Below are 18,299 nucleotides of genomic sequence, written 5' to 3'. Positions count from 1 at the left end.
GGGCTTACGCAGCTTTCTTCGGGTGCGACGCCGGGGCCATCATCTTGGTTGCGTCGCCGACCGCCTTGGCGTTGGCTTCGAACATGCTGTTTGTCTGCTCGACGAACTTGGAAAACATGTCGAACCCGGCGTTCGAGCCTGCTCTGGCAGTCGCGTCAAAACCGACTGTCTGGAAGTACGAAGTCAGGAGCTTGGAGATTTGTTGCTGCGAATCGGCAGCGATCTCCTGCACGCTGCGAAAGTAGGCCGCGCACTGCTCCGTTGCAGGCCTGCTGATGGAACTTTGCAGGTTCTCGAGTTCGCTGACGTCCTTGATGTGCATCAGACTGTTCGAGGCGGCGAGGCCGTCCTCAAGCGCAGTGCGGGCCAATTCAAGGTTCAGTGCAGCCAGTCGTTCGACGCCGGAAAAAGCGACTTGCGACAGAGCCATCAAAGCGTTGGTGTAGGTCTTGGCGGCGCGGGTTTGTTCGGGGGTAATGGTTTGCATCTGGTCTTTCCTCGTGGGAATGGCTGCGTAAATCGGTCTGGAATGGAATCAGCGCATTTAATGCCGGCTGTCTCCGTGCACCAGTTTTTATGTTGCGACGCAGCACGCACAGACAGTGTGGCCCCATTGCGCTGAGAGTCAACACTTATATTTTCCCCGGCGACGTCCTTCGCAATCGTCGTCCTATAGTGAACCAAAGCGCAGCGCGTGGGAGGGAGTGAATATGCTCGCGAAATCGATCCTCATTGTGCCGTTCATCCTTTACGGGACGCTCGCCGATGCCGCAGAACAAACCACGGGCGACCAGCCGACGCGCGGAGCGCTGTTGTATGCAACGCATTGTGAGAGTTGCCACAACATTGAGATTCATTGGCGGGACAAGAGCGTCGTCACCGGCTGGACGAGCCTCGAGTCGGAAGTGCGCCGCTGGCAGGGCGCCGCGGGAGCAGCCTGGAGCAGCGAAGACATTGCAGCCGTTGCGCGCTACCTCAATGTGCTGCACTACCATTATCCTGCACCGGACTGAGGGGGATGCAGGCTCGCGCCCATCCAACCCCGCTCATGTTGCCTGCACGCTCACCTCGACCAGGTGTTCCCGCTGGTCATCGACCAGGGGAATCGCCTTCTCGGCTCGCTCGACGCCGTCCACCGTAATGCGTATCACACCGCTTTCGCCGGCCTCCCCGACGCGCGTTTGCGACACAGTGATGTGATAGACGGTATCCCGGTACCGGTAGTGGATCTTGTAGGCATGCCAGTCCGCGGGCAGGCAGGGGGCGAGATGCAACGTGTCGCCGGCGGCCAGCCTCAGGCCCAGCAGCGATTCAACGATCAGCCGGTACATCCACCCCGCGGAGCCCGTATACCAACTCCAGCCGCCGCGGCCGATGTGCGGCGCGAGCGCGTAGACGTCGGCCGAGACCACGTAGGGTTCGGTCTTGTAGGTGGCGACGTCCTCCGGCGATAGCGCGTGATTGACCGGGTTGATCATTGTTAGCAGCTCCCAGGCATGCGCGCCGTCACCCAGCGCGGCAAACGCCATCGCCGCCCAGATCGCCCCATGGGTGTACTGCCCGCCATTCTCGCGCACGCCCGGCACGTAGCCGCGGATGTAGCCCGGGTCCAGGTTCGACTTGTCGAAGGGCGGATCGAGAAGCTGTACGAGCGCGTAATCGCGGCGCACGAGGTGGTCGTCGACCGCCTTCATGGCCATGCGCGAGCGCGCCTCGGCATCGGCCCCGGATAGCACCGACCAGCTCTGCGAGATCGAATCGATGCGGCATTCGACGTTGCCGGCGGAGCCGAGTGGCGTGCCGTCGTCGAACCAGGCGCGGCGGTACCATTGGCCGTCCCAGGCGTGCTGCTCGATGTTTCGGCGCAGCTGTGCGCCCTCCTCCACACACAGATCGGCAAAGGATGCATCACCGTATGCCCTCGCCACCCCGACGAACTGCCTGAGCACTTCGCACAGGAAGAAACCCAGCCAGACGCTCTCGCCCTTGCCCTTGATCCCGACCAGATTCATGCCGTCGTTCCAGTCGCCGGCGCCGATCAGCGGCAGCCCGTGCTCGCCGAAACGCAGGCCGTGGCGGATCGCTCGCACGCAGTGCTGATACAGGCTGTCGACGTCGACCGAGCGTCCGGGCAGGTCGTAGTAGGAGTCGTCTTCCGGATTGACCGGGCGGCCTTCGAGGAAGTGCACGACCTCATCCAGCACGGCGACGTCGCCGGTGCCCGTTACATAGCGGCACACCGCCAGCGGCAGCCACAGGTAGTCGTCCGAACAACGCGTGCGCACCCCCCGGCCTGCCGGCGGATGCCACCAGTGCTGCACGTCGCCCTCCTGGAACTGACGGCTTGCGCAGAGCAGCAGGTGCGCGCGCACCAGCGCGGGTTCGGCGTGGATCAGCGCCATCACATCCTGCAACTGGTCGCGGAAACCGAAGGCGCCACCCGACTGGTAGTAACCGCTGCGCGCCCAGACGCGACAGGCCAGCGTCTGGTACACCAGCCAGCCGTTGGTCAGCACATTCACGGACGGATCGGGCGTTTCCACCTGCACCGCGCCGAGCGTGTGCTTCCAGTGCCGCTGCACGGCTTCCAGCGCACCGCGCGCGGCCAGGCTGCCACGGAAGCGCTGCACGAGTTTGCCGGCGTCTTCGACGTTGCGCCCTGCGCCCAGCCGGAAGACGATATCGCGCTCCTGCCCGTCGGTCAGTTCGAAACTCACCTGGATCGCACCGCAGGGGTCCAGGGCGGCACCCACCTTGCCGGACAGGCGCGAACGGCTCATCGCCGCCGGATTTCGCAGGGTGCCGTTGCGCCCGAGGAATTCCGTGCGGTCGCCGCTCAGGTTGCGCGTCGGGTCATCGACGTCGAAGAAGGCCACCCGGTCGGCAAACTCCATGCTGTATGGGTTGCGCGCATACAGCGCACCACTGCGGGGGTCGATCTCGGTGCTGACATGCATGGCCGACTTCGCGCCGAGGTCTCCCAGCACCCACTCGACGTAGCCGGTCACCGAGAGTCGGCGCAGCCGCCCCGATTCGTTCCGGACTTTCAGCACCGAGAACTTGACCGAAGCATCCAGCGCCACGAACACCCGCAGTTCCGACCAGATGCCTGCAGATCGGGTTTCGAAGACGCTGTAGCCGAATCCGTGGCGCACCACATACGACGACTCCGCACCGGCAGGCAGCGGCGTCGGCGACCAGAACTGGCCGGTCTCTTCGTCGCGGAGGTATAGCGCTTCACCGCCCAAGTCGCTCACCGGGTCGTTGTGCCAAGGGGTGACGCGGAATTCGTGCGCGTTCTCGCTCCAGGTGTAAGCGGCGCCGCTCTCCGAAACGATCGTCCCGAAGTGGGGATTTGCGAGGACGTTCACCCACGGTGCCGGCGTCACCTCGCCGGGCGCGAGCGTGATGACGTACTCACGCCCGTCAGGAGTGAATCCGCCGAGCCCGTTGAACAGGATCAGATCGCGGCGCGGCGGCGCGGCGGCGGACGAGTCTTCGGTGCGCTGCGCGCGACTCGGCACCAGGCGCGGCGGCCGGGGTTCTTTGAGGGGGAGACGGTCGAGCTGTTCCACCAGCGTTCCGCGGCCGTCGCTGATGATGGCGCGCGCAACCGACTGCAGCAGGATGCGGTCCTCGCCCGACATCTGCTCTGCCGGCCGTACGAAGATGCCCCCCGGCCGGTCGATCACGCTCGCCTCGATGCCCGAGGCGATCAGCCCCATGATCTGGTCCTGGAGTCGTTGCCGGTAGCCGGAGTGTTCCTCGTTCCAGATCACCAGGTCGACCGCGAGTCCCTTGAGCCGCCAATACGCATGGGCCTGAACGAGTTGGCGTACTAGATCGATATTGGCCGAATCCCCGATCTGCAGCAGCACGATCGGCAAGTCGCCGGAAATGGCATAACCCCATAGCCCCGACTGCCCGCGGCGATTCTTGATCAGCACCGCCGGGTCGGCGCGCAGGGAGGCATTGGCATGGATGACGGAGCTCGCCAGACGTGCGTGCAGCTGCGAGTCGGCCTCGCTCGCATTGAGCTGCCGCAGCACCACCTGGCTGTGGGTCCACGTCAGGTCGAAGACACGGTCCGCAAGATGGCGGTCCTGGTATTTCCCGAGCAGGCTCACGGCCGAGTCGCGGGTGTCACTGATGCCCGACACGATGTCGATCGTGACCGACTGTTCCGGATCGAGCGCGATGCGATGACGGATGGCGACGATCGGATCCAGCACCGAACCGTCGGTGCCCGAGAGCGGGCCCGGCTCGCCCATCGCAAGCGGATCGGCGGTGCTTCTCGTACGGCCGATGAAGCGCAGGCGATCGGTCTCGTAGGAGGCTTCGCCAACGTGCACACCATGCACCGCCATCAGGTGCAACATCCACGGCACCTGCTCGCCGGCCGAGCGGGGCCGGCGCGTGCACAGGATCGCGCCCCGCTCGCGCAGGATCTCGGTCTGCACGAAAAGATTGCTGAAGGCCGGATGCAGCGCCTCGGCGGCCGGCGGCGCAATCACGACCTCGGCGTAGCTCGTGACCTCGATCTCCCGGCGCAGTCCCGATCGATTGGTGATGCGGACCCGGCGCAGCTCGATATCGTCCTCGGGCGAGACGACGATCTCGGTGTAGGTCTCGAAATCGCCATCGCCGCCCTCTACCGCGTCGCGGCGGCGGAATTCGGCGCGCCCTTCGGAAAAGATCGCTTCGTACGTTGCCGGACGCTTGAGCGTCGGCTGATAGGCGGCCGACCAGAACTCACCGCCGGCCCCGCCGGTCACTTCGCGGACATAGCAGAACGTTCCGCGGTTGTCGCAGGTGCCGTCTTCACGCCAGCGCGTAACGGCGAGATCCTTCCAGCGGCTGTAGCCGCCCCCCGCGTTCGTGACCATCACGTGGTAACGGCCGTTCGACAGCAGCTGCACCTCGGGTATCGGCGTATGGGGGGTGTTGAACACCCGAATCTGCGTTTCCGCAGCACCCGACGTCGCGCGCACGTCCGAGAGTTGCGCCGTATGCGCGAACAAGGCCGTGGCCTTCGGGATGCGCTCCTGCAGCAGCAGCATGATTGCCTGGAACAACCGATCCGACTCGAAGCGACGCTGCATCGGGCGGTCGAGCAGAAGATAGGCCAGCGCCAGCAGGCTCATGCCCTGGTGGTGGGCCATGAAGGAGCGCACCACCACGTGCGATTGCCCGCGACGCTGCCGCGAAGGCGTGTAGTCGATCGCTTCGAAGAAGCCGAACTTGCCGAGGAAGCCCTCGCCCGCGAGCCGTTGCAGATTCAGGCATGCCTCCTCGGGCGCCACCATCAGCGCGAGCACCGAGGCATAGGGCGCGATCACCAGATCATCGGCCAGCCCGCGTTTGAGTCCCAGCCCCGGCACGCCGAAGGCCCGGTACTGGTAATTGAGATGCATGTCGACGGTGTTGTAGCCGGATTCCGAAATGCCCCAGGGAACGCCGCGCTGGACTCCGTACTCGATCTGTCGCGCCACCGCCGCCTTGCAGGTCTGGTCGAGCAGCGTGTTGTCGTAGCTCGGCATCACGAGCAGCGGCATCAGGTATTCGAACATCGAACCGCTCCACGACAGCAGCACCGGCTCGCCACCGGCGGCGGCGAGCAGGCGTCCGAGCGCGAACCAGCTTTCCTGCGCCACCTGCCCCTGGGCAATGGCCACGAAGCTGCACAGGCGCGCTTCGGAGGCCAGCAGGTCGTAGTAACTCGAATCCAGTCGGCGCTCCTGGACGTTGTATCCGATGGTCAGCAGGTGCCGCGTCTTGTCGAACAGGAACTCATAGTCCATCTGCGCCAATTCGCCGCACTGCAGCGCCAGGCGCTCGATGGCGGCGATCCTGTCCTGGGCACGGGTGCTCCCTGCCGTCGCCAGTGCGCGCAGGGTGGGGATTCCCATAAGACCGACCGGTTCGGCGACATGCTCCTCCAACCCATCCGGAGCCGCCGGCAGCCTCAACCATGGGGCGAGAAAGCCCAGCTCGTCCAAGGCGTCATGGCATTGTCGGGCAAGTGCCTGCGCCCACCCTTGCGCCTCCGCGCCCTTCGCGCCGCGCTCGGGCGTCGGGCCATCCCCGACATCGAAGCTGACGACAATCCGCGCGGCAAGTTCGGTAGCACCGGTCGCCAGCCGCATCAGGCTGGATTGCGCTGCTGCCAGCGTATCCGGGGGGGCGGTGGAGAGGGATTCCAATGCGCTTCTGAACTCCGCCAACGGGCCCGCAGCCACCTTGTCTGTCTTGTCAGCGACATCCGCGAAAACCCTGAGCGTATCGCTCAGACCATCGAACAATTGCCCCGGCAATACCGGCTCGTCGGCCAACCCGAGCAGCCCCGCGCGCAAGGTCAGAAGGTGACCCGCGAGGTTGCCGCTATCCACTGTCGACACATACAGCGGCGGCAATGGGTGGAGCGTCTGCGTGTCGTACCAGTTGTAGAAATGCCCCCGGTGCCGCTCCAGCGCCTCCATCGTGCGCAGCGTATTCATCGTACGCTCGATCAGTTGTCCGGCCGGGATGTAGCCGAAGTCGTACGCGGTCAGATTCGCCAGCAAGGCCATCCCGATATTCGTCGGCGAGGTGCGATGCGCGACCGCGGCAACGCGATACTCCTGATAGTTGTCGGGGGGCAGCCAGTGATCGTCCGCACCGACGAAGGTGTCGAAGAAGGCCCAGGTGCGGCGCGCCACGGTGCGCAGGAACAGGGTCTGGTCAGCCGTCAGCGCCGCCCTGCGACGCGCCAGCGGGCGACTGATCCACCACGCGATACCGGGCGACGCGAACCACAAGAGCAGAATCGGCCCCGCGACCACCAGCACCATCGGCTCTACAACTGCCAGATAGACCCCCGTCACCGCGGCAATGACGGGACCCACCCACATCGACCGCCAAGACGCCGCAGCCTCACTGCGGGCACGTCCGGCCAACTCGCGATCGACTTCGCTCGACGGCCTCCATTCGAGCAGCCGTCTGTGACCGACGAGCACCCGCCAGGCCGTGCGCACGATCGCATCAAGGCTGAAGAACGCCTCGTACGGCAGGCAGGCCAGCTCGAACCCCACCTGCATCAAGCGCCGTGCGGCCGAGTTCGCGACCGCTGCGAGGTGCTGGCGCAACAGCACCTCATCGGGCTTGCGCAACAGCTCAACAGTGGCTGCGCACAAGGAAGGAATCAGCAGGATGCCGATCACCGCCAGAGTCCACCACCACGCCGGCGACATGAGTGTCCATCCGCACAGCAACAGCAGCGTCAGCGCTGTCGGGACGAGACTTCGGCGCAGGTTGTCGATCAGTTTCCACTGCGACAACATCGACAGGGGGTTCGCCTGCCGGCAGGCCCCCTCCCCCGGAACGCGCCGCAGCAACCATCCCGCCAGCTGCCAGTCGCCCCGGATCCAGCGATGGCGCCGACTCACATCGGCGCTATAGCGGGCGGGATAGTCCTCGTACACCTGCACATCGCTCAACAGGCCGGCGCGTGCATAGCAGCCTTCGAGAAGATCGTGGCTGAGGATGCGATTTTCCGGAAAGCACCCATCGAGAGCCTGTTCGAACGCGTCGACGTCGTAGATCCCCTTGCCGATGAACGACCCTTCGCCGAACAGGTCCTGATAGACATCCGACACCGCACGCGTGTACGGGTCGATGCCCGGCTCCCCACCGTACAGTCGCGCATAGCGCGAGCGGTTCGTCCCCGGCAGGCTCACCGACACGCGTGGCTGGAGAATGCCGTAGCCTTCGCACACGCGGCCCTTGTCCCGGTCATAGCGCGCACGATTCAGCGGATGAGCCAACGCGCCGACCAGCTGTCGCGCCGTATCGCGCGGCAACTGCGTATCCGTATCCAGCGTGATGACGTACTTCACGCCGGACAGGATCGCGGCATCCCCGACGATGAGGGAAAAACGGCCCCCGGCGTCATCGCGCCCACTTCCCCGCAGCAGCGCGTTCAGGTCGGCGAGCTTGCCGCGCTTGCGCTCATGCCCCATCCAGACCCGTTCCTGCGGATTCCATCGCCGCGGCCGGTGGAAGAGGAAGAAAATGTCACCCCGGATCCAGCCCTCGCCCCTGCCGTACTTCTCGTTCAGCTCTTCAATCCGCGTCCGGGCCAACTCCGTCAATGGCCCGTCCTCGGGAAGCGATTCCTGCTGCGCGTCCAGGAAATCGGTCAACAGACCGAAGTGCAGGCTTGCATCGCGATTGGCGAGAAACCTGACTTCCAGCGCCTCGACCAGATCCTCGACGTTTTGCGCACTGGTAAGCATGGTCGGAACCACCACCAGCGTGCGTGCTTGCGACGGGATCCCCTCGGAGAAGTCCATTTTGGGCAGCGGATGCGGCGCCACCAGCAGCGTTGCCAGCCAGTTCACCAGCGCCACGGCCAACTGGCTCACCGCCAGCAATGCCACGAAGGCAATCGGCAGCAGCGCCCGGGCGGATGTTCCGGCATCAAGCGCCTTCGTCAGCAGGCACCCGGTGAGGATCAAGGTGATCAGCACGATCGCGCCCAGATACGTGAACAGCGGAACGCGGCCTGCCGTGCGGCACAAGAACTCGGGGGTGGAATGGCGGACTTCCGCCGCCAGCTCGAGCGCAGGCAGGCCGCGGTCGATAAGGTAGTAGCCGACGTGCGCGGCCCGGTCGACGCCGGCCTGAGCCAATTCGACCGCCTTGCGGGCCACCTCGCCCTCCGTCAGGCGACCCTTCCGCGCGATCGCTTCCGTTGCATGACGGTAGCGGTCGCGGGTCGCAAAGTCCATCCTGTCATAGACCCCGGCCGGGTCCTGCTGCAGGGTCCGCTCGACGACGCTCATGCGCTCGACAAACTCGCGCCAGTCCATCGCGCCCAAAACGCGGAGACTGCCGATGCTGTTGCTGATGGAAACCTGATCGGCCGCCTGTTGCTGGTTCTCCGACTGCACCATCTGTTCGATCGTCAGGCCGGATTCGGAGAGTCGCTGCTCGATCCAAGTCAGCGGCAGGGCCAGCGCGGGCCCCCGTCCCTGCAAGCGGCGCGCGAGTTCGGCGACGAACGCGCTGACCATCGGCGGATCGGAGCGCGCCATGTCCGCGATCACCAGAATCAGACTCTTCGGATCATTCTCGGCGGCCTCCGTCATCTGGTCCGCCCACGAATCGGCCAGGTTTCGCTCCGCCCACCCGGCCGCGATGCGCACGCCGACCCGACGCAGATTCTCGATCAATGCCAGCCGCAACATGATCGGCACAGCCCACAATTCGCCTAGCTTGAGGACAGTAACACTCTGGTAGGCCGCGACGAAGCGGCTGAGACTTTCGGTGTCCACGCGACCATCGCCATGCGCCACCGCCTCCAGCGCAATGTCATAGACACGCGGACGTCCGGCTGACGCCCCCGATGCGCCGTCATTCAGGCGCAGGCGCGGCAGCTCCCGGCTGTAGCCTTTGGGGAGGTGCCTCTTTGCCGTGCTGATCTGCTCTTCGATGAGATAGAAATTGTCGAGCAGCCAATCCCCGGCCGGCGTAATCCGGCGGTTCTCCGTCACCGCCGCGGTCAGGAGTTTGCATACCTCCACCAGGGCGGTCTCGTTCGCTGCCAGCCGCCCGAGGAGCTGGTCCGGCGCGCGTCCCGGCGCCAGCCGGTGCGACGCGGCGAGCGCCTTGCCATGCAGCTCCATCTGGTCGGCGCTGAACAACTCCGAGCGTAGCGGCGGCTCCTCGTCGGGCGAGATCCGTGGCCACGCGCGTCCGCTGACCCGCGGCTTGAACTGCTGTATGTATGCGGAGAGCTTCGTGCCAGCGTTCAATTCAGGGGCCCTTTGCCGGAAGACGGTCGGCTGCCGTCAGGACGGTAATCGACGCAACGAAGCCGCTTGCCGCACCCTCGTGCAGTTCCGGCTTCACACATCAGGCCCCCATACGCATGAATCACCGGCGGCGAACCAGAATGCCGAAGAGGATTCCCGCTGCTGCGGCAATCCCGATCGCTTTCCATGGGTTCTCCAGCACATATTTCTGGCCGGCGTCGGCAGTACCTCTGGCCTTTTCCGTGACCGACGCGCGCACGCCGTCGAATTTCGATTTCGCCTCGCCAAATCTTTCTTCGAGCTTCGTGCGCACGGCGGCGAGTTGCCCGGCGCTCGAACTGGCCATTCCCCTGACCACACCCTCGGCATCTGCCCCTACGCTCTTGACATCCGACACGAGCTTGTCCGTCATCTCTTTGACAGTGCCCTGGCTTTCGTTAAGGTTGGTAATCATCGTGCCTCCTGCTGCGTCTCGTGCGTCGTGAATGACCGGTCGACAACGCGCGCGGACTTCCGGTTGCATCGCCGCCGACTTGCGAGGAATGGCCTTGTCGCGCCCACTATCCACAGCGACACGCACGCCGTGCATGATGGACGGCCGCAAATCCGGCCCGGACCTTCCTTTGCGAGCAATACTCTTCCTCGCCGGCCATCGCGTCTGTGCGCTGGCGTACAGACCGTCAGCGTCCCACGAGTAGGATTGCAATCGGGGACGTAGCGATATCGACCGGGTCTCCGGTCGCCGCCGCGTGACTCTGGCAAGGACCACCACCTGCAAGACGACACCGGTAGCGCGGTTGCAAGGATGGTGCTGGCGCTACGACTCACTGTCGGGAGAAATCAAATGTCACTCGGAACAATCCTGCTGATCGTTCTGGTACTGCTACTGATCGGCGCAATCCCGACGTGGCCCCACAGTCGGGGCTGGGGATATGGCCCCAGCGGCGGTCTCGGGCTGCTGGTGGTGATCCTTCTCATCCTGCTGCTGTTGGGCAAGATCTAGCGCGCCGCGCTCGACCGAGCTGTGACCGCTTCAAGGCGCCTCACATCGGAAGGGTGGCCCACCGGGCCCAGACCGACTCGGGCGGGAGCGGTGGTGCAAACAGAAAGCCCTGGCCGAAGTCACAGCCGGCGGCGCGCAGCATGTCGCGCTGCTCCGGGGTCTCGACCCCCTCTGCAACCACCTGGATGCCGAGCTTGTGGGCCATCGCGATGATGCCATCGATCAGCGCGCGGTCGTTCGCGTCCGTGCCCAGGTCGCGAACCAGGCTGCGGTCTATCTTGATGACATCGATTTCGGACTTCGTCAGACAGGCGAGCGCGGACTGGCCGGTGCCGAAGCCGTCGACGGCCACGGTGATCCCCGCCTCGCGCACGCGACGCAGTTCGTCCGCAGCAACCGGCGAGTCGTTGAGCAACAGACCTTCGGTGACGTCGATGCCGATCTGACTGCCGGCCAACGCCAGGTCGGCCAGCATCCGGCCCCACCGTTCGGCGCTACCCGCAATCGCGAACTGCATCGGAGATACATTGACGCTCACCTGTATGGCGTGCCCCGGTTCGTCCCGCCAGCGGCGCGCCCAATGTGCCGCCTCGGCGAACACCCAGTCGCCGAGGATGCCGCTCAGTCCGACATCCTCGGTCACGCCGATGAACGCGCCTGGGCAGACCATGCCGCGTTGCGGGTGATGCCAGCGCAGCAGCGCCTCCGCCTTGACGACTCTGCCCGTCGCGAGGTCGACGATCGGCTGGAAATGTACCTCGAATTGCCCCCCCGGGAGCGCAACGCGCAAATCCCGGATCAGATCCAGCCGCTCCTGCGCGGCACGCTGCAGGCTCGGCGTGAAATAGCTGAAGCGGTTGCGCCCCGCCGCCTTGGCCACATACATCGCCTGGTCGGCATTCCTGATCAACCCGGTCATGTCATTCGCATCGAGCGGATACATCGTGATGCCGATACTGGCCGACACGTGAAGCACCGCGTCACCGATCACAAAGGGTTGCGCCAGCGCTTCGACGATATCGCCCGCCACCGAGCCGATACGATCCATTTCCGTCAAGGCCGACAGCGCGATGGTAAATTCGTCGCCGCTGAACCGGGCCACGGTGTCGGTGGCCCGCACGCACTCGCTCATGCGCCTTGCCGCCTCGATCAGCAACTTGTCGCCCGCGTCATGGCCGTATGTGTCGTTGACCTCCTTGAAACGATCGAGATCGATGAACAGCAGCGCGAGCATTTGTCCCGCGCGGTGCGTCGTCTCGAGGTCGTGACGCAGGCGATCGATGAACAGCCGGCGGTTGGGCAGCTGCGTGAGCGGATCGTAGTTCGCCTGCCGCCAGATCATCTCCTTTAGCCGCTTCTGCTCCGTGATATCGAACACCATGACCCGAAGGCTACCCTCCGGCTCGATGGCAACGGCTTCAATGTGGACGTAAGGTCGCGTCTCTGCGCCGCCAGGCCGCAACAGCGGGATCTCGCATGTCTCGCGGCCCTGGCTGCCCAGAATCCTGACGACGAAATCGGCGAAGTCGGAACGGCCGTCGGGTGCGACAAACTGTTTGAAGGGCCGGCCGATCAGGAGCGAACGCTCGATGCCGAGCAGGGTGGCTCCGGTGAGATTGATCTGGCGGATCACAAAGTCATAATCGAGGGTGAGGTAGGCGACCGGGGCGAAATCGTAGAGCTCCGTGTAGCGGCGCAATCCGTCTTCGATTTCGTCACGAGCGTGCGTGAGCTCCGCGTTCTGCAGCTCCAGTTCGATCTGGTGCACCTGCAGTTCGTGCACCAGCCGGTTCATGCCGGCAGCGTCGCAGTTGACCGGCGCATCCCGCTGCTGCTCGCGCAGCAATGATTCCGCCCGGCCGCGCAGCTCGGCCGCTTCGTCGGGCCTGTCAGGTTCGTTCACGGGCGTCTCCCCGTTCGGCGACACGTCTCCCATCGGCGGCCGCCGCCGCCCGCAGATCCGCCTCCAGTCGCTTGGCCACGCTGATGTCGATGAAGGTGATGACGACGCCCTCGATCACGTTATCGACGGTGCGATACGGCATGATGCGCACCGAAAACCAGCGGCCGTCGCGCGTGGCGATCTGCTTCTCCGAGAACATCAAGGTGCGCAACACCTCGCGGGCGTCGTCCTCCAGTGCGGGGTAGTCCAAATCGGTCACGAGGTCGGATAGCGGCCGCCCGGCGTCGGTGGCAAGCAGCTTGATGACCCGGGTCGCCAGCGGCGTGAAACGCCGGACATTGAGCCGACTATCGAGGAAGACGGTGGCGATTTCCGTGCTGTTGAGCAGGTTCTGCATGTCGTTGTTGGCACACGAGAGGTCATCGACCTTGGATTGCAGTTCCACGTTCACCGTCTGCAACTCCTCGTTCAACGACTGCATCTCTTCCTTCGAAGTCGTCAACTCCTCGTTGGTGGACTGTAGTTCCTCGTTGGTCGATTGCAATTCCTCGTTGGTCGACTTGAGTTCTTCCTGCGAGGTCTGCATCTCGTCGCGCATGCTCCGGATTTCGTCCCGCGCCCGCTGCAGCTCGCGCTCCAGTTCGGCCACCCGCGCGCTGCGCGGTCGTCGGCCACCGTCCTGTCGGGCTTCCGGCAAGGGCGGCAGCTCGGCAAACACGATCATGATCATGCCGCGCAAGGACGCGGGCTCTTCGATCATCTGCACCACGAGGCTGACCCTGCGCGTCACCCCGTCGTCGGTCACGCGGATGTCGGGGTGCTCGATGCGACCGCGATTGCGAGCGACGTGGTGCAACGCACTGCCGATTTCCGCACGCAGCCCCTCTCGCGCCATCACATGAATGTTCCAGTTGGCCTTGCCCGCGGCAGGCTCCAGGTAGCGCCCGGTGCGACCGTTGATATAGACGATGTCGCCACGATCATTGACCAGCACCGCCGCCGGCGCGAACTGGCGCAGCAGTACCTGGTCGGCAAGGCTTTGCAGGTTGGCGGGCGGCAGCGCGGCCTTGGCTTCATCCTCTCCCGCGGGAGGACGGTGGAAGTGTGCGGGAAAGTCGATATCGACGGTCTGCGCCGGCATGTTGATCCGACTGAATATGCGCGCCTTGGCGTCCAGCGGCGCAAACAGATCGGTCGCGCTGCCAAGCGCCTCGGAGTTGCCCAGGAACAGCACACCGCCGGGGGTAAGACTGTAATGGAACAACGGCAGCAGCTTCTTTTGCAGCTCGGGGCTGAAGTAGATCAGCAAATTGCGGCAGATCAGCAGATCGAGCTTGGTGAAGGGCGGATCCTGGATCAGATTCTGCGGCGCGAACACGACCATCTCGCGGATTTCCTTGCAGACCTGGTAGCCGTTGTCGGTGGCGGCGAAGAAGCGCGCCAGCCGCTCGGGCGAAACGTCGGCGGCGATACTGGCCGGATAGTGGCCCTGGCGCGCCCGGCCGATCGCATCGCCGTCGAGGTCGGTGGCGAAGATCTGCAGCGAAAACCGGCCCGCGGGCTTGTGTCTTTCCATCGCCTCCTTGAAAACGATGGCCAGCGAGTAGGCCTCTTCGCCGGTCGAGCAGCCGGGCACCCATGCGCGCAGCACGCGCCCTGCGGGATTCGATGCGAACAGCGCGGGCAAGGCCGCGTCGCGAAGGCGGTCCCAGGCGATCGGGTCACGGAAGAAGTTGGTCACGCCAATCAGGAACTCCTTGAACAGCAGCTCGAGCTCCTGCGGATTTTCCTGCAGGAAGCGCACGTAGGTCGCGATGCGGTCGATCTGGTGAATACCCATGCGCCGCTCGATGCGGCGGTAAAGCGTGGTCTTCTTGTAGAGCGAAAAGTCCTGGCCGTTATGCGCACGCAGGAGGATCAGTACCTTCTCGAGCCCGCTCTGCAGCTGACTGTCGATCACGAGATCGGCAGTGGCAGCGTGGGCGCCGTACCTCAGGCTCGCGACGATGCGTCCGGGCAATTCGGCGGCGGGCGCGACGATGTCGACCGCGCCGGCATCGATTGCGCTGCGCGGCATCGCGGAGAAGGCGGCCGACGCCGGGTCCTGCGCGAGGGCGAGACCGGCATTTTGCTTGATGGCTCGCATCCCGACACTGCCGTCCGACCCCATGCCGGAGAGAATCACGCCGACCGCCAACTGGTGCCGGTCCTCCGCCAGCGATTGCAGGAAGAGGTCGATCGGTAGCCGCAAGCCGCGCGGCGCGGCAGGCTCGAACAGGTACAGCACACCCCGCAGCATCGACATATCCCGATTCGGCGGAATCACATAGACATGGTCCGGTCTGACCTTGAGGCGATTCTTCGCCTGCACCACCGGCATCGTCGTCGCGCGTTGCAACAACTCGGGCATCATGCCCTTGTGGGTCGGGTCGAGGTGCTGGACGATCACGTAGCCCATGCCGCTGCCTGCCGGCACATTGGCCAGGAACTGCTCGAGCGCCTCGAGCCCCCCGGCCGAAGCGCCAATACCGACGATCGGAAACGCTTCTCCCCCGGCCGCCTTGGGTGATTTGGGCGACCCGGCGGAAGCGTGGAAATCGGGTTCCTGCACGGCCATAGCCAGTTCCTTTCAGTTCAAGGCCGGAACACCCGAACGTAATATGAAGTGTGAGGACACACTTTAACAGCCTGCGGGAGCAGGCCTCCGCTGCGCGACGCGCGACTTGCGCGGGCCTATTGGCCGGCCTATTCAGCCCGCCGTTCGGCGGTGATATCGCTCACCACCATGCGGCATTCGCGACCGGACTCATCCGCGACCGCCTCGATCCGGATCGTCGTTTGGGGGCGGTGGGTGTCGGCTATGAGGACGACCTCGCATTTCTTCTTGCATTTCGCGTCAAGCACCTCTTCGTGGAAGCGATTGAACGTCGGCAGGGATTCCGGCGCGACGAACGCGGCGAAACGATGACGTCCATGTTGTGAACGCTTGATGCCGAGCAGGATGGCACCGGCGAGATTCACGTCGACAATGACCCCGAGCGCATCCAACGTAAAGTAGCCGACCGGCGCAAAGTCATAGATATCGGCGTACCGCTTGCGCAACGAATCGGCTTCGTCATACGCCTCGCGAAGCTCCTCGTTATGCAGTTCCAGTTCGATCTGGTGCACCCGCAGTTCGTGCACCAGGCGCTCGCTATCCCAGGGCGCGACCGGCATGACTGATTGCGCCTGCTTCAATCGGGCCTCCGCGCGCTTACGCAGCGTCGCCGGATTCGGCCGCACGCGATGCTTGGCCGGACTAGCCGGCGCCAAGCAAAACAGACGATCATATTCCGACTTGACCACCCGGTAGCATTCACACACCCGCCCTTCCAGGCCGGGGCGATCGATCACGGCGATATGCCCGCGGTGGTATCGAATCAGTCCGGCCGCCTGCAGTTTTCCGGCGGCCTCGGTCACGGCTTCGCGACGGACTCCCAGCATGCGGGCAATCAGTTCCTGGGTCACATCAAGCTGATTCCCCGGCAGCAGGTCAAGGCTGAGGAGAAGCCACCGACACAATTGCTGGTCCACCGTGTGGTGTCGATTGCAGACGACACTCTGCGCCATCTGCGTCATCAGGGCCTGGGCGTAAGCCAGCGACAGCCGCGCCAGGCTTCCCCCCTGATCGAGTTCCCAGCGCATCACCTCCGCCCGGAGGCGATACGCTCCGCCCCCGCACTGAACCGCCGCCGTGTAGGTCGTGCTTTCACCACCCAGCACCAAGGGGATACCCACCAGGCCATCGTTGCCGGTCATCGCCAGTTCGGTCGACGAGCCGTTCTCCCCGAAAAAAATCAGCGAGACGATACACGTGGTCGGGAAATAGACGAAGTCCGGGCTTTCACCGGAGTCACGGAGAACTTCACCCGGCGGAAAGGTGACGAATTCCAAGTCATCCACCACCCGCGCATACTCCGTCACGGGAAGTGCGGCCAGAACTCGGTTCTGCCTCGGATTGTGGATCAGCGTGTGCGGCATTGCGCTTTCCCCATGTCATCGGTAAAAGAATGCAATGCGCGTCGCGCATCAACGCGCCACGCGCGCACCAACACGCGGTGGCAATGTTTGCGCGAGAGAAGGATCGTGGGCGGAAACCCCGCTACAACACGTTGCGCCCACTGATGACTCTGAGAAGCACAAGCACGATCGCGATTACCAGCAAGACGTGGATGAAGCCACCTATGGTGGTCGACGTAACCAAGCCGAGTAGCCACAGGACCAGCAGTACGACTGCAATGGTATAGAGCATGACGAATTCTCCGTTTCTGCCCGAAACGCCGGCTGATCAACAGTGATGAGCGGGGATCGGTTGAGTAAGCTGCAACGCGCCAGGTCTTCGCGATCCGGGAGCCTGCCGGATGCGCTTCCTGAGTGCGTATATCATCATTCGATCCGAGCGCGGGCGTCTGTCTGTCAGCGCACAGAGCAGAGGCTTGCCGAGATTTAGACGGCGCCCCTCGCAGTCCAATGCTGGCCTATTTTTTTGACCGCGTCGTCAGTCGTTCAGTGGCGCTCTTGAGATCTTCCCAGGCTTTATCCATGTTGGTCTTGAACTCTTCCCAGGCATCGTCACTCGCATTTTTCAGCTTGGCGAAGTTCTCCCACGCTTCGTCTCGCTTGGCGTGAAGCACCTCGAGATTCTTCTGGTACTGAGCCTTCACCTGAGCTTCCCACTGCTCCGCCCCGGCTCTGAATGGCTCGGTCTTCGCCTTCCACTCGTTCAATTGCCTTTCCATCAACGCCAGATACTCTTCTCGTTTTCCCATGATCATGTCCCTCGCGTCGGTATTACGTCAGACGCAAACGTCGCACGGCAACGGATTGATCGCCACACCGGCGTCAATCCGTCCCACCCCGCAAAGCGCTACTCCAGATCAGCGCTTGATGCGGGAGATCTTCGTACCCTCGATGCTGAGACTGGCCATCAGCCCCTGCTGGTCGAAAATGAAGGCGTAGGCATCGTTCTTCAACGTCGTCGTGGACAGATTCTTGGCCATGCCTTCATTCACAGCGACCACGGTCGGTCCTACACCGAATTCCCATCCCTTCGACTTCTCCAGATATTGAACGGCTTTGTCGCTGACGAGAAATACGACGTAACTGTATGACTCGGCGCCGGCCTGAAAGCCCCAGGAACCGGTTACCGAATTGTAGTAATCGACGTATTGCGAACCCTTCATCAGTACCCCTTCGCCGTATGCGCCGCCGAATACCAGCCCGGCCTTGATGATTTTCGGAAAAACCAAAATCGCCTTGGCCTTCTTGGAAATGTTTTCGGCTACAGGATTGGTCTTGTACAAGGTCTGCAGTGCCTGGGCGGCGTCCTTGTTCAGATCTTCTGCCGTTGCGGAACTCGCCGGGCTGCTGACTGCACCCAAGGCGAAGGTGGCGGCGGTGACGAGAACCAGCTTGTGGAAAGTGCGTCGCGTATTGGTCATTTTCTTGTCCTTTGCTTAGATGGTTCTGAAATCATTCGAGATTTCAAACGAGCGATCGGAGCGCAAGACCCCAACTAATTCCATCATGAGCCCCGGTAAATAAATGATGTGCCAATCGA

Annotated in this window: 11 protein-coding genes; 2 read left to right on the top strand and 9 right to left on the bottom strand. The window is 63.8% G+C overall.

The window, feature by feature from the left end; translation table 11 throughout:
• Positions 1 to 4 precede the first annotated feature (4 nt).
• A complete protein-coding gene (locus AZKH_RS09865) occupies positions 5 to 487 on the bottom strand; it encodes a phasin family protein (RefSeq protein WP_015435623.1) in 483 nt (160 codons plus the stop codon).
• A gap of 223 nt (positions 488 to 710) precedes the next feature.
• Here AZKH_RS09865 and AZKH_RS09860 point away from each other — a divergent pair, with 223 nt between their 5' ends.
• The gene (locus tag AZKH_RS09860; protein WP_015435622.1) at positions 711 to 1,013 is read left to right on the top strand and encodes a cytochrome c; all 303 of its coding nucleotides are present in this window, start codon (positions 711 to 713) and stop codon (positions 1,011 to 1,013) included.
• Between the two features lie 33 nt (positions 1,014 to 1,046).
• Here AZKH_RS09860 and AZKH_RS09855 read toward each other — a convergent pair whose 3' ends face one another.
• Together AZKH_RS09855 and AZKH_RS09850 are read right to left on the bottom strand one after the other, a co-directional pair.
• Positions 1,047 to 9,794 carry a GH36-type glycosyl hydrolase domain-containing protein gene (locus AZKH_RS09855; RefSeq protein WP_015435621.1) on the bottom strand — a complete coding sequence of 2,916 codons (8,748 nt, stop codon included), beginning with the start codon at positions 9,792 to 9,794 and terminating at the stop codon, positions 1,047 to 1,049.
• A gap of 121 nt (positions 9,795 to 9,915) precedes the next feature.
• Positions 9,916 to 10,248 carry a YqjD family protein gene (locus tag AZKH_RS09850; RefSeq protein ID WP_015435620.1) on the bottom strand — a complete coding sequence of 111 codons (333 nt, stop codon included), beginning with the start codon at positions 10,246 to 10,248 and terminating at the stop codon, positions 9,916 to 9,918.
• Between the two features lie 390 nt (positions 10,249 to 10,638).
• On the opposite strand from AZKH_RS09850, the gene AZKH_RS26575 reads away from it, so the two are divergent.
• Entirely contained in the window at positions 10,639 to 10,797 is a 159-nt protein-coding gene (locus AZKH_RS26575; RefSeq protein WP_015435619.1) for a DUF3309 family protein, read from the top strand.
• A 40-nt stretch (positions 10,798 to 10,837) separates the two neighbouring features.
• Here the strand turns inward: AZKH_RS26575 and AZKH_RS09840 are convergent, their stop codons facing one another.
• The 6 genes from AZKH_RS09840 to AZKH_RS09820 form a co-directional block, all read right to left on the bottom strand.
• Positions 10,838 to 12,700, bottom strand: a complete 1,863-nt coding sequence (locus AZKH_RS09840) for a bifunctional diguanylate cyclase/phosphodiesterase (protein ID WP_172642464.1) — start codon at positions 12,698 to 12,700, stop codon at positions 10,838 to 10,840.
• A complete protein-coding gene (locus AZKH_RS09835; RefSeq protein ID WP_015435617.1) occupies positions 12,687 to 15,317 on the bottom strand; it encodes a chemotaxis protein CheB in 2,631 nt (876 codons plus the stop codon). The genes AZKH_RS09840 and AZKH_RS09835 overlap by 14 nt, the downstream gene beginning before the upstream one ends.
• 128 nt (positions 15,318 to 15,445) lie before the next feature.
• On the bottom strand, positions 15,446 to 16,720 hold the full coding sequence (locus tag AZKH_RS26570; RefSeq protein ID WP_015435616.1) for a helix-turn-helix domain-containing protein: 1,275 nt from the start codon (positions 16,718 to 16,720) through the stop codon (positions 15,446 to 15,448).
• Between the two features lie 121 nt (positions 16,721 to 16,841).
• Complete coding sequence (locus AZKH_RS27260) at positions 16,842 to 16,991, bottom strand: lmo0937 family membrane protein (protein WP_156822081.1); 150 nt, start codon at positions 16,989 to 16,991, stop codon at positions 16,842 to 16,844.
• Positions 16,992 to 17,217: 226 nt separating this feature from the next.
• Positions 17,218 to 17,514, bottom strand: a complete 297-nt coding sequence (locus AZKH_RS09825; RefSeq protein ID WP_015435615.1) for a hypothetical protein — start codon at positions 17,512 to 17,514, stop codon at positions 17,218 to 17,220.
• 102 nt (positions 17,515 to 17,616) lie between these two features.
• Positions 17,617 to 18,180, bottom strand: coding sequence for a YSC84-related protein (locus AZKH_RS09820; protein ID WP_015435614.1), 564 nt, complete (start codon positions 18,178 to 18,180; stop codon positions 17,617 to 17,619).
• Between the last annotated feature and the right edge of the window lie 119 nt (positions 18,181 to 18,299).

The organism is Azoarcus sp. KH32C (assembly GCF_000349945.1).
Classification (GTDB): domain Bacteria; phylum Pseudomonadota; class Gammaproteobacteria; order Burkholderiales; family Rhodocyclaceae; genus Aromatoleum.
Note: the sequence above shows the minus strand (reverse complement) of the source record. Positions and strands in the feature narration are given on the sequence as shown.